Source organism: Streptomyces sp. NPDC052721 (genome assembly GCF_040678315.1).
Taxonomy (GTDB): domain Bacteria; phylum Actinomycetota; class Actinomycetes; order Streptomycetales; family Streptomycetaceae; genus Streptomyces.
This window is the reverse complement of record NZ_JBFATL010000034.1, coordinates 84,963-97,125: the sequence shown is the minus strand read 5'-3', so window position 1 is coordinate 97,125 and position 12,163 is coordinate 84,963. Positions and strand designations below refer to the sequence as shown.

Annotated in this window: 10 protein-coding genes; 6 read left to right on the top strand and 4 right to left on the bottom strand. The window is 74.0% G+C overall.

Annotated elements, in window-relative coordinates; all coding sequences use genetic code 11:
• Positions 1–400 precede the first annotated feature (400 nt).
• The 3 genes from AB0L21_RS28280 (at position 401) to AB0L21_RS28270 (ending at position 4,326) form a co-directional block, all read left to right on the top strand.
• Positions 401–1,753, top strand: coding sequence for a protein phosphatase 2C domain-containing protein (locus tag AB0L21_RS28280; protein ID WP_365787217.1), 1,353 nt, complete (start codon positions 401–403; stop codon positions 1,751–1,753).
• Between the two features lie 69 nt (positions 1,754–1,822).
• Complete coding sequence (locus tag AB0L21_RS28275) at positions 1,823–3,565, top strand: pyruvate dehydrogenase (protein WP_365787215.1); 1,743 nt, start codon at positions 1,823–1,825, stop codon at positions 3,563–3,565.
• 317 nt (positions 3,566–3,882) lie between these two features.
• A complete protein-coding gene (locus AB0L21_RS28270) occupies positions 3,883–4,326 on the top strand; it encodes an ATP-binding protein (protein ID WP_365707021.1) in 444 nt (147 codons plus the stop codon).
• A gap of 81 nt (positions 4,327–4,407) precedes the next feature.
• Here the strand turns inward: AB0L21_RS28270 and AB0L21_RS28265 are convergent, their stop codons facing one another.
• Together AB0L21_RS28265 and AB0L21_RS28260 are read right to left on the bottom strand one after the other, a co-directional pair.
• On the bottom strand, positions 4,408–5,451 hold the full coding sequence (locus tag AB0L21_RS28265) for a DUF2637 domain-containing protein (protein ID WP_365787213.1): 1,044 nt from the start codon (positions 5,449–5,451) through the stop codon (positions 4,408–4,410).
• 315 nt (positions 5,452–5,766) lie between these two features.
• Positions 5,767–6,609, bottom strand: a complete 843-nt coding sequence (locus AB0L21_RS28260) for a (2Fe-2S)-binding protein (protein WP_365787211.1) — start codon at positions 6,607–6,609, stop codon at positions 5,767–5,769.
• A gap of 178 nt (positions 6,610–6,787) precedes the next feature.
• On the opposite strand from AB0L21_RS28260, the gene AB0L21_RS28255 reads away from it, so the two are divergent.
• Positions 6,788–7,573 carry a GntR family transcriptional regulator gene (locus AB0L21_RS28255; protein WP_365787209.1) on the top strand — a complete coding sequence of 262 codons (786 nt, stop codon included), beginning with the start codon at positions 6,788–6,790 and terminating at the stop codon, positions 7,571–7,573.
• 171 nt (positions 7,574–7,744) lie between these two features.
• On the opposite strand, the gene AB0L21_RS28250 is transcribed toward AB0L21_RS28255, so the two are convergent.
• Both AB0L21_RS28250 and AB0L21_RS28245 read right to left on the bottom strand, forming a co-directional pair.
• Positions 7,745–8,509 carry a hypothetical protein gene (locus AB0L21_RS28250; protein WP_365787207.1) on the bottom strand — a complete coding sequence of 255 codons (765 nt, stop codon included), beginning with the start codon at positions 8,507–8,509 and terminating at the stop codon, positions 7,745–7,747.
• Between the two features lie 166 nt (positions 8,510–8,675).
• The gene (locus tag AB0L21_RS28245; protein WP_365707031.1) at positions 8,676–10,349 is read right to left on the bottom strand and encodes a PucR family transcriptional regulator ligand-binding domain-containing protein; all 1,674 of its coding nucleotides are present in this window, start codon (positions 10,347–10,349) and stop codon (positions 8,676–8,678) included.
• A gap of 343 nt (positions 10,350–10,692) precedes the next feature.
• Between AB0L21_RS28245 and AB0L21_RS28240 the strand changes: the two genes are divergently transcribed.
• Both AB0L21_RS28240 and AB0L21_RS28235 read left to right on the top strand, forming a co-directional pair.
• Positions 10,693–11,586: an FAD binding domain-containing protein gene (locus AB0L21_RS28240; RefSeq protein ID WP_365787205.1), complete on the top strand. Its 894-nt coding sequence runs from the start codon at positions 10,693–10,695 to the stop codon at positions 11,584–11,586.
• Positions 11,586–12,161 carry a (2Fe-2S)-binding protein gene (locus AB0L21_RS28235; protein ID WP_365787203.1) on the top strand — a complete coding sequence of 192 codons (576 nt, stop codon included), beginning with the start codon at positions 11,586–11,588 and terminating at the stop codon, positions 12,159–12,161. The genes AB0L21_RS28240 and AB0L21_RS28235 overlap by 1 nt, the downstream gene beginning before the upstream one ends.
• The last annotated feature ends 2 nt before the right edge of the window (positions 12,162–12,163 follow it).

Below are 12,163 nucleotides of genomic sequence, written 5' to 3'. Positions count from 1 at the left end.
CGAGGGCCGGGGCCCGGCACGCCGAGAGCACGCACCTGACGCCGCGCGGCCCGCCCTCCGGGCGGACGACGGGAGTTTGACGACAGGACCTAGCGCTGCCAGCATCGCCCCGCGTCCCTCCCCTGCGCACCGACCAACGGAGGCGGAACGGCGTGGCGGAAACCGGCCACGGCGCAAACCCGCCGCGGACATCATCGCCGTACCTGCGGTGACTCTGCCAAGGTGGGTCCGGACGTCGCCGGGCGGTCCTCCCGTGGGGGGTGGGGCCGCCCGGCGGCCACCAACCGTTTCTCGTACGGCAGTTCACCCGCTCACTCGACACGCCGTTCGACGGGGGCGATGCGCCGGATTTTCCCGATGCCCCGTTTTCCCACCGCCCGGGCGGTGGACAATTACGGGCATGAGCCAGCAGGGGGGAACTCCCGCCCGTCACGACGACGACTGGTGGGGGCAGCTGTACGACGACTCCACCGAGGACACGGGTCCCACGGCAGCGCCCGATTCCCTGGACGACCGCTTCGCCTCGGCGCGGAACGCGGTGGGGGGACGGCCGGCGGACACGCTGGAGCCCGGACCGGCGGACGGGGCACCGGCTGACGCGGCACCGGTGGATCCGGGACCGGCCGAGCCGAGACCGGTGGATCCGGGACCGGCCGAGCCGGCACCTTCGGAACCGGCACCCGCGAAAGCGCCGGTGCCGACGCAGCGGACCGCGCCACCGGCACCGGCAGAACCCGCCCTCCCCGCCGAGAGCACCCCGCCCGCCCCACCGGCCTCCGTCGACTACGTCGGCTCCGGTCCCCCCACCTACGATCCCGAGCCCACCGCGCTTCCGCTCGCCGAACCGGACGGGCTCGGGGAGCTGGTCGCGGACACCGTGCTGGACGGCGCCCGGTACGGCGCGTGCACGCTGCGGGCGGTGTCGCTGCGCGGCGACTCGCCCCGGTACCGGGGCGAGCCGCGCCGGGACGCGCTGCTCACCGCGCGCTTCGGGGCGGGAGAACAGGCCCTGGTCCTGGTCGCGATGGCCACCGGTGCCCGGGCCGCGCCGGGCGCGCACCTGGCGGCGGCCGAGGCGTGCCGCTGGATCGGGCGGGCCGTGGGCCGCAGCCACCAGCGGCTCGTGGAGGACATCCGCGCGGCCCGGCGCGGCGACCTGAAGGCGGGTCTGCACCGGCTGACCGACCGCAGCCTCGGCAGGCTCCGCGCGAGCGCCGCCGAACAGGGTCTGGATCCCGGGGTGTACACGGCGAGCCTGCGCTGTCTGCTGCTGCCCGGCGACCCGGACTGCCATACCCGTGTGTTCTTCGGCGTCGGGGACGGCGGGCTGTTCCGGCTGCGGGACGGCGCCTGGCAGGACATCGAGCCGCAGGTCGCGCCCGAGGACGGCACCGGCGCACCCGTCGCCGGCTCCGGCTCGCCGCCGGAGCGGACGCCCGAGGGCGACCGGCTGACGCTGGACCTCGGCCTCCCGGCCCCGCCGAGCCCGTTCGAGCCCGCGGGGCCGGCCCCCCAGCCGCCCCGCGAGCCGTTCCGGTTCCGGGCCTCGGTAGCCCGCCCGGGTGATGCGCTGGTGATGTGCACGGCGGGCCTGGCCGGCCCGCTGCGCGACGAGCCCGCCCTCTGTGCCTACCTGGCCCGTCGCTGGTCCGGCCGCGCTGCGCCGGGCCTCGCCGCCTTCCTCGCCGACGCCCAGGTACGGGTGAAGGGCTACGCCGACGACCGTACGGCGGCGGCCGTGTGGGAGGCGTAACCACCGCCCCTGTGGATTGATGGAACGGGAGGGCCGTATCCCGGGACAGCGAAGGGGCTGACGCGCGCCATGGCCAAACAGAACGTCGCCGAGCAGTTCGTCGACATCCTCGTCCGCGCCGGAGTGCGACGCCTGTACGGCGTCGTCGGCGACAGCCTCAACCCGGTCGTGGACGCCGTCCGCCGCAACGCCGCCATCGACTGGATCCACGTACGCCACGAGGAGTCCGCCGCGTTCGCGGCCGGCGCCGAGGCCCAGATCACCCGGAAGCTGGCCGCCTGCGCCGGCTCCTGCGGCCCGGGCAACCTGCACCTGATCAACGGCCTGTACGACGCCCACCGCTCGATGGCCCCGGTCCTGGCCCTCGCCTCGCACATCCCGTCGAGCGAGATCGGCCTCGGCTACTTCCAGGAGACCCATCCGGAACGGCTGTTCCAGGAGTGCAGCCACTACTGCGAGCTGATCTCCAGTCCGAAGCAGATGCCCCGGCTGCTGCAGACCGCCATCCAGCACGCGGTCGGCCGCAGCGGGGTGAGCGTGGTGGCCCTGCCCGGCGACATCGCCGCCGAACCGGCCCCGGAGAAGGCGGCGCAGAGCGCGCTCGTCACCTCCCGGCCCACCGTGCGGCCCGGCGACGCCGAGATCGACGCGCTCGCGGAGATGATCGACGCGGCCGGCAAGGTCACGCTGTTCTGCGGCAGCGGCACGGCCGGCGCCCACGCCGAGGTCATGGAGTTCGCCGGGAGGATCAAGTCGCCGGTCGGGCACGCGCTGCGCGGCAAGGAGTTCATCCAGTACGACAATCCGTACGACGTGGGCATGAGCGGCCTGCTCGGCTACGGCGCCGCCTACGAGGCCACCCACGAGTGCGATCTGCTGATCCTGCTCGGTACCGATTTCCCGTACAACGCGTTCCTGCCCGACGACGTGCGGATCGCGCAGATCGACGTACGGCCCGAGGTGCTCGGCCGCCGCTCCCGGCTCGACCTGGCCGTGTGGGGCGACGTCCGCGAGACGCTGCGGTGCCTGATCCCGCGCGTCAAGGAGAAGACGGACCGGCGCTTCCTCGACCGGATGCTGAAGAAGCACGCCGACGCGCTGGAGGGCGTGGTCAAGGCGTACACCCGGAAGGTCGACAAGCACATCCCGATCCACCCCGAGTACGTGGCCGCCGTACTGGACGAAGTCGCCGACGGGGAGGCCGTGTTCACCGTGGACACCGGCATGTGCAATGTCTGGGCGGCCCGGTACGTCTCGCCCAACGGCCGCCGCCGGATCGTCGGCTCCTTCTCGCACGGGTCGATGGCGAACGCGCTGCCGATGGCGATCGGCGCCCAGTTCGCCGACCGGCGCCGGCAGGTGGTCGCCATGGCCGGGGACGGCGGATTCTCCATGCTGATGGGGGACTTCCTGACCCTCGTGCAGTACGACCTGCCGGTCAAGGTGGTGCTGTTCAACAACTCCTCGCTCGGGATGGTCGAGCTGGAGATGCTGGTCGCCGGACTTCCCTCGTACGGCACCGCCAACACCAACCCCGACTTCGCCGCCGTCGCCCGGGCCTGCGGCGCGTACGGCGTGCGGGTGGAGAAGCCCAAGCAGCTCGCCGGGGCCCTCAAGGACGCCTTCAGGCACAAGGGACCGGCCCTGGTGGACGTCGTCACCGACCCCAACGCGCTGTCCATCCCGCCGAAGATCAGCGCCGAGATGGTCACCGGGTTCGCACTGTCCGCCTCCAAGATCGTGCTGGACGGCGGGGTCGGCCGGATGCTCCAGATGGCCCGCTCGAACCTGCGCAACGTACCGCGGCCTTAAGGGGAGCGATTTCGGCCAGTTTCACGTGGCGTGACGACGTGACGTCAGCAGGTGCCGGACGCGGCCCGACCGGTGTCCCGGGGCGTCCGTGGCGTCCGACGGTGTCCGGTGAGCGCGAGGTCCGGCCGCGGCGGTGTCCGATGGCCGGACCGGGCGGGGTACGGATATGGCCGAACCACCGGTCATCGGGCATGCGCCAGGACTGCCCGGGAGCCTGCTGGGCAAGCATCCCCCGTGAACATGTTCGACCAGGAGGGGCAGGGACCGGCGGCGTGCGGGCGGGGGTCATGAAGAGGCAGGCGCGAGGGGGCGGTCCCGTGACGGTAGGGGCCTTCTCGGCGACAACGGGGGAAGAGACCGACACCATCACCGACCACGCGCGGCGGCTGCGGCGCAAGCTGGGCCGGGCGGACCTCAGGGCGGTGCCGGAGGCCCGCCGGGAGCTGCGCGAAATGCTGCGGCACTGGGGCAAACCGGGCCGCTCGGAGATCGCCGAACTGCTCACCAGCGAACTCGTCACCAACGCGCTCGTCCACACCGACGACGACGCCGTCCTCACGGCCGTCGTGGACTCCGGCGGACTGCGCGTGGAGGTACGGGACTTCGTGGCCCGCAGGCCCGAACTGCACGCCCCGGACACGGACGACGACACCCACGGCCGGGGGCTGGTGCTGGTGCAGTCCCTCGCCGACGCCTGGGGCGTACGGCCGCACGGGGTGGGCAAGTCGGTGTGGTTCGAACTCGGCGCCGAGGCGGCGTGAGGCTCGGCGCAACGGGACGGGGGCGTGACCCGCGCGGTCACGCCCCCGTCCCGTACTGCGGTCGCACCGCAGGGCCGGCCGTCAGCCGAACTGCTGCTCCAGGTCCTTCAGCTTGCGCTCCAGGGAGTCCAGGCGCGGCAGGGCCATGGTGTCGTCCTCGGCGGTGAGGTCGACGGTCACCGGCTCACTCCCGCTGGGGACCCGCTGCAGGGAGGGCCGTGCGCGGACGGGCAGTTGTTCCGCGGTCGATATGGCAGGCTCCGCGGTCGCGGGGGCCGGGCCGCGGTCCACGGCCTGCACCTCGACCTGCCGGCCGGCACCCCGGCCGACGAAGCCGCGGTGGCCCCGGCTGATCGCCTTCAGCTGGGCGCGCTCCACACGCTGCTGGTCGCGCCGCCGCTGCCGGGTCTGCTCCTTCTGCCGCTTGTCCTCGCGGACCTCCTCGACGGCCTCGTCGAGGCTGCGCACGCCCTCCAGGAGCATCAGCGACCAGGCCTTGTAGGTCTCGCGGGGCGCCCGCACCCAGCGCACGATCCGGATCTGCGGCAGCGGACGGGGCACCAGACCCTGCTCGCGCAGCGCGGCCCGGCGGGTCTGCTTCAACGCCCGGTCGAACAGCACGGCCGCCGACAGCGACATGCCGGAGAAGAACTGCGGCGCACCGGCGTGTCCCACGCCCCGGGGCGCGTGCACCCAGTTGAACCAGGCCGCCGCCGCGGCGAACAGCCAGACGAGTATCCGGGAGCCGAGCGCCGCGTCACCGTGGCTGGCCTCGCGGACCGCGAGCACGGAGCAGAACATCGCCGCGCCGTCCAGGCCGAACGGCACCAGGTACTGCCAGCCGTCGGTCAGTCCGAGGTTCTGTTCGCCGAAGCCGACGAGGCCGTGGAAGGACAGGGCCGCCGCCACCGCCGCACAGCAGAACAGGAGTACGTAGGAGGCCGTGCCGTAGATGGCCTCCTTGCGCCTGCGGCGCTCCTCGCTGCGCTCCCACGAGTCGTCCGCGCTCGCGTTCTCCCCGGAGGAGCGCTTGCCGCGCGCGAGCACCGCCACCGCCGCCAGCATGCCCAGGAGCAGTACGGCGCCCGGAAGCAGCCAGTTCAGCGATATGTCGGTCAGTCTCATCAGGGGTCCCTTGCATTGGGATAGGGCGTAACGCCCGCCATAGTGGCCCACTCCCGAGGGCCCTCAGGGGGTTTCGGGGCAAGAGGCCGCCAATAAGGTGCAAGGGGATGCCCAGGACGGCGTTCTGCTCGAACTGCCGCGTGAGGGGCGGGAGTTGAGTTCGAATAGACTACCCGTACGGGTGGTTCCTCGGAAAGTTCCCGCGACAAGTGAGAAAGTTGTGAATCACCTGTCCGTGAACCGGGCCGAGGTCGGGCGGTCCGGTGCCGGTGATCTTAGTGGATCCACGGGCGTGCTCCCGCCCCTGACCACCCCTCAGGCGGCGGCAGCGGCAGTGAGTCCGGCGATCCGCTCGCCGTCCCGGGTGCGCGGACAGGTGGCGCAGGTGTCCTCCGGGCGGACGGTGTAGAACATGCAGCAGCTCACCCGGTCCCGGGTGGGCGGCGGTGAGCCGTCCGGCCCGGGCGGCGTCCGGAACCCGGCGGAACCGGCGTACGGCGGGGTCGCCCCCGGCAGCAGCAGCCCCAGCTCCCGCACCGCCCGCGCCGCCTCCCGCTCGCCGAACAGCTGGGCGACGTACCACAGCCCCTCCACGACCTCGTCGGTCGCCATGCCCCACAGCGCGCGCCCCCGCCGCCGCATCCGGGGTCCGAAGGCGCCGAGCACCGGCTCCAGATGCTCGGCCACGGCCGCCCGCACCTCGGCCCGCAGCGCCTCCTCGTCCGGTACGACGACCGTGCCGGGCAGCGCGGCGGCGGGGTCGCCCGGCAGGCAGGCGACGGAGACGGGGGGCCGTACGGCCATCCGGCCGGCCGTGCGGTCGTACCAGACGTGCGTCACGGGCAGCCGGGGCACCCGGCGGTGCAGGAACCACGGGACGGTGATCAGCAGGCAGGCGGGCCAGGCGTAGCGGTGCAGGCCGAAGCTCGCCACGACGTCCGGGCGGGCCGGCCGGCCGTGGTCCCGCACCACCTGGTCCGCGTCCCAGGCGAGGAAGGCGTCCAGTTCCGCGCCGCCCGCCGCGAGCCCGGCGGCGCCGGTCCAGCCCGTTCCCTCGGGTGCCGGGTCGGCCGGCCACAGCTCGGTCACGGCCAGGCCCGGGAAGGCCGCGGCGAGGCGGTCGTACGCGGCGGTGAGCGGCGAGGCCGCAGCGGGCATGGCGGGACCACCGTTCCTTGGACGCGTCCGTGATCGCTGACTGGATGCACAGGTAAGCCTTACCTTAGCGGGAGTTGTCGGAGTTTGAACTGCCGCCCGGTGCGCCTAAGGTGCTTGACGGACAAGCGACAACCCGTCGTTAATGACCCCAAGTGCCGACAAGCCGCCAGGAGGAGCCGTGAAGCAGGGCGCGCAGGGCTCCCCGGGCACGCCGGCCGCCTCCCGGGTGCCCGCGCGGCAGCAGCGGCCGGCCGCCGGCGCCGACCCGGGCCGGGAGCGGGACACCGCGGTGCAGGGCGCGGCGCGCGGCGAGCACACCCACGGCGAGCGGCCGGTCCCCGAGCCGCGGGCCGCGGTGCAGCGCTCCTCGGTGCGCGGGCAGATCCTGGACGCGCTGCGCACCGCGCTGGTCACCGGCGAGCTGAAGCCGGGCGAGGTCTACTCGGCGCCGGTGCTCGGGGAACGCTTCGGCGTCTCGGCCACGCCCGTGCGGGAGGCCATGCAGCAGCTCGCGCTGGAAGGCGCCGTCGAGGTCGTGCCCAACCGTGGCTTCCGGGTGGTCGAGCGGGGCGCGCGGGAGCTGGCCGAGCTGGCGGAGGTGCGCGCGCTCATCGAGGTGCCGGTGATGCTGCGGCTCGCGCGTACGGTGCCCGCCGAGCGGTGGGCCGAGCTGCGGCCCCTCGCCGAGGAGACGGTACGGGTGGCCGCCGCCGGCTGCCCCGCGACGTACGCGGAGTCCGACCGGGCCTTCCACCGGGCCCTGCTCGCCCTGGCGGGCAACGAGCAGCTGGTGCGCATCGCCGAGGACCTGCACCGGCGGTCCCAGTGGCCCCCGGTGCGGCGGGGACGGGCCGTACTGCTCGCCGACGCGTCGGATCATCTCGCGCTGCTGGACGCGTTGGCTTCGGGGGACGTGGACGGGGTGCGGAGGCTTGTGGGCGGGCATTTCGCGGGCGCGGGCTGAGCACCGACGGGGACGTGGGTACCGGTCGTCGTCCGGGTGCGGGTCCGTCGTGGCCGGTCGCGCGGTTCCCCGCGCCCCTCAGGGGGTTGCGGCTGACGCGCCCCGGAAGAGCGCGGGGAACCGCGCGGGCGAGCACCACGCGCCCGCACCCGGCGACGAACCCCCGGCCCCCTACGCCGTCGCCGCGCCCGGCGCAGGCGGCGCCAACTGCTGCGCCAGCCACGTCGGCACGCCACCGAGCAGCCGGAACAGGCGGCGCGCCTCCTCGCGCAGCCGGGACGCCTCCGGTTCCTCCTCCGTGTCGGCCAGGGAGACCAGCGCGGGCGCCGTGCCCACCAGGTAGCCCAGCTCCTCCCGGATGCGGAGCGATTCGGCGAAGCCGTGCCGCGCTTCCGTCAACTCGCCGTCCCGCAGCGCGAGTCCCGCCAGGTGGCGCCAGGTGAAGGACAGCAGCAACGGGTCGGCGTCGGCCGTGGCGGCAGCGTGCGCGCGGCGGAACGCGGCGCGGGCCGCCTGCGGGGCGCCGGCCAGGTTCTGGGCCACCAGCCCGCGCCGGAAGTCCAGCAGGGCCCGCCCCGGGGCCCCCGGCGGGATCAGCGCCGCCGCCCGGCCCAGCGCGGCCCGCGCCTCGTCGGCCCGGTCGCGCACGCCGAGCAGCGTGGCGGCGTACGCCAGGTAGCCCCGCTCGCACGCGGCGGCCCCCCGCTCCTCGTCGCTGTGCGCCACCGCCTCGGCCGTCCGCAGCGCGTCCTCCGCCTCCTCCCAGCCCCGCTCGGTGTACAGGCACCGTTCGGCCAGCAGGGCGGCCCGCTGCAACGCCGGGGCGGGGCGGTCGGCGGGCAGCAGGGCCGCCGCGTCCGCCCAGCAGGCCCGGCTGCGCAACCGCCATACCGCGGTCTGGAGCGGATCGTCACCGGTGGTTCCGTTACCAGACATGGCGGTATGCGCCACGTTGCCCTCCCCGAGCACGCCATCGAGCTGTTGAGTGGTGGCGGCATTCCAGCACCAATCGCGGGGCCGGGCCAAGAGGGTGGGTGAAAGATTTCACAAAGTAGTGGGGCGTGAGCGTGACCTCGTCCGGCCGCCGCACGCCCCGCTGACCTCAGCTCATGCGCAGGGCCAGGAAGAAGTCCAGCTTGTCCTCCAGCCGGGACAGGTCCCGTCCCGTCAACTGCTCGATACGGCCGACCCGGTAGCGCAGCGTGTTGACGTGCAGGTGGAGGCGGGTGGCACAGCGCGTCCAGGAGCCGTCGGAGTCGAGGAACGCCTCCAGGGTCGGGATCAGCTCGGCCCGGTGCCGGCGGTCGTAGTCCTTCAGCGGGTCCAGCAGGCGGGCCGTGAAGGCGCGCCGGACGTCGTCCGGGACGAACGGGAGCAGCAGGACGTGCGACGCCAGCTCCTGGTGGCCGGCCGCGCAGACCCGCCCGGAGCGGGCGGCGGCGACCCGGCGGGCGTGCCGGGCCTCCTCCAGGGCGCCGCGCAGGCCCTCCGCCGAGTGCACGGCCGCGCTGACCCCCAGGGTGAGCCGGCCGTCGTCGTCCAGGCCCGCCGACAGCGGCTCGCGCACCGACCGCAGCAGGGCGTCGGCGAGCAGGCCGGTCTCCGAGCCGTCGTGCTCGGAGACGACGGCGGGCAGCGGGACCAGGGCGACGGCCTCGTCGCCGGTGTGCGCGACGGCGATGCGGTCCGAGGGCTCGGGGCCGGTCGCCAGCGGGTCGACCAGCACCTCCTCCAGCAGGGACTGGGCGACCGGGCCGCCCTCGACCTCGCCGTCCTCCCACTCCACCCGCGCCACCACGACCTGCCAGTGCGGGGCCGCCCCGAGCCCGGGCAGCAGCACCGGGGCCGCCACCCTGAGGCGGGCGGCGATCTCGGCGGGCGCGGCGCCCGTCTGCACCAGCTCCAGCACCTCCTGGGCGAGCCGGCGGCGGACCGTGCGGGCCGCGTCCCGGCGGTCCCGCTCGACGGCGATCAGCTGGGTCACGCCCTGCAGCAGATCCAGGCGCTCACCGGGCCAGTCGCCCGCGTCCGCCTCCACGGCCAGCAGCCAGTCCGACAGGACCGTCTCGCGGACATCGCGGGCGGCCTGCGGGGAGCGGCCGGAGGAGCGGACCGGGAAGAGGGAGTAGGTGGTGCCGTGCAGCTGGACGCGGTGCGGGCCGCGGCGGCCGGAGCGGGTGGCCGCCAGGTGCTCGGCGGCGAGCCGGGCGCAGGTCTCGGCGGGCAGCGCCGGGCCCGCCACCTTGGAGCCGGCGATCATCCGGCCGGTGGGGGAGAGCACCCAGGCGCGCAGGTCGAGGTCGGAGCCGAGCAGGTCCAGGACGACGTCCGGGCCACCGCCGGCCGGGCCCGAGGTCATCATCCGGCGGTGCCGGTCCACGACGGCCGCCAGGTCCCCGGCGCGCTCGCCGGAGACCTGCCGGACCACGTGCTCGGTGATCGTCGCGAACGCCACCGACTCGTGCACCGCGAACAGCGGCAGCCGGTGCTTCGCGCAGGCCAGCACCAGGTCGTCCGGCACATCGCCCAGCTCGGCCTCACCGGCCGCGAGGGCGGCCACCCCGGCCTGCACCAGGATCCGTACGAAGGGCTCGGAGTCGGCGGCGTCCCGGCGCCAGGCCAGACCGGTGAGCACCAGCTCGCCGCCGGAGAGGTAGCGGCTCGGGTCGCGCAGGTCGGTGGTCATGACGCCGCGCACCGCGCGGTCCAGCTCGTCCTCGCCGCCGAGCAGCCGCAGGCCCAGCGCGTCGGTGTCCAGCAGTGCGCGCAGCCGCATCTCGTCGCCGCCGTTCTTTGTCTCGAAACCTACGATGGATCTTGGAGGAGCGCCGGGAGGTGGTCCGGTGAGGGGCCGCACCGGCCGGAATCCGGGGTCGCCGTGCCGTTACCCGCGTTTCCCGGGAAAACGGAGAGGTGAGCGATGACCTCCATTCATACGAATCTACAAGATGCTCGCGCTGGCCAGCGAACTCCTTCATGGTTTCGGTGACTGACCCCTTCGGAGCACAGGGCGGTGTACTGAGTCCACTCCACGTCAACAGCACAGGAACGAGCCGGGCCCGCCGCACACGGATCGGCTCGATCTGCACGACCCACGAGACGAAGAAGAGAGCCGGTCAATGGACTTCCTTCGCCCCGCCAGCTGGGAGGAGGCGCTCGCCGCGAAGGCCGAGCACCCCACCGCTGTGCCGATTGCGGGTGGCACCGATGTGATGGTCGAGATCAACTTCGATCACCGCCGGCCCGAGTACCTCCTCGACCTGAACCGCGTCGGCGACCTCTACGCGTGGGAGGTCGGCGAGGACACCGTCCGGCTGGGTGCCTCCGTCCCGTACACCGCGATCATGGAGAATCTCCGTGCCGAGCTGCCGGGCCTCGCGCTCGCCTCGCACACGGTCGCCTCCCCGCAGATCCGCAACCGCGGCGGCGTCGGCGGCAACCTCGGCACGGCCTCGCCCGCCGGCGACGCCCACCCCGCCCTCCTCGCGGCCGGCGCCGAGGTCGAGGTGGCGTCGGCGGCCCGGGGCACCCGCCTCATCCCGATCGACGCGTTCTACACGGGCGTCAAGCGCAACGCGCTCCAGCCCGACGAGCTGATCCGCGCCGTGCACATCAAGAAGGCCGACGGCCCCCAGCAGTACTCGAAGGTCGGCACCCGCAACGCCATGGTCATCGCCGTCTGCGCCTTCGGGCTCGCCCTGCACCCCGGGACCCGGACCGTGCGCACCGGCATCGGCTCGGCCGCGCCCACCCCGGTGCGGGCCGAGGCCGCCGAGGAGTTCCTGAACGCGGCCCTGGAGGAGGGCGGCTTCTGGGACAACGGAAAGATCATCACCCCGTCGGTCGCCAAGCAGTTCGCGGACCTGTGCTCCGCCGCCTGCAACCCGATCGACGACGTCCGGGGCACCGCGAGCTACCGCCGGCACGCGGTCGGCGTGATGGCCCGCCGGACGCTGACCTGGACCTGGGAGTCGTACCGCGGCGCCCGCCGCGCCACCGAGGGAGCTGCCTGATGCGCGTCAACTTCACCGTCAACGGACGCCCGCAGGAAGCCGACGACGTCTGGGAGGGCGAGTCCCTGCTGTACGTGCTGCGCGAGCGCCTCGGCCTGCCCGGCTCCAAGAACGCCTGTGAGCAGGGCGAGTGCGGTTCCTGCACCGTGCGCCTCGACGGCGTGCCCGTGTGTGCCTGCCTGGTCGCGGCCGGCCAGGTCGAGGGCCGGGACGTCGTGACCGTCGAGGGACTGGCGGACTACGCCGAGCAGCGCTCCCGCGGGACGGGTGCCCGCGGTGGCACGAGCCTGGACGAGGCCAAGTCGTGGCAGGCCAAGGGCACCGACTCGCAGACCGGCGAGGGCACCGAACTGAGCCCCGTCCAGCAGGCGTTCATCGACGCCGGCGCCGTCCAGTGCGGCTTCTGCACCCCGGGCCTGCTCGTCGCCGCCGACGAGATGCTGGAGCGCAACCCGAACCCGACCGACGCCGACATCCGCGAGGCGCTGTCGGGCAACCTGTGCCGCTGCACGGGCTACGAGAAGATCATGGACGCGGTCCGCCTGGCGGCCGCACGGCAGTCCGAGGGGGTCTGAGC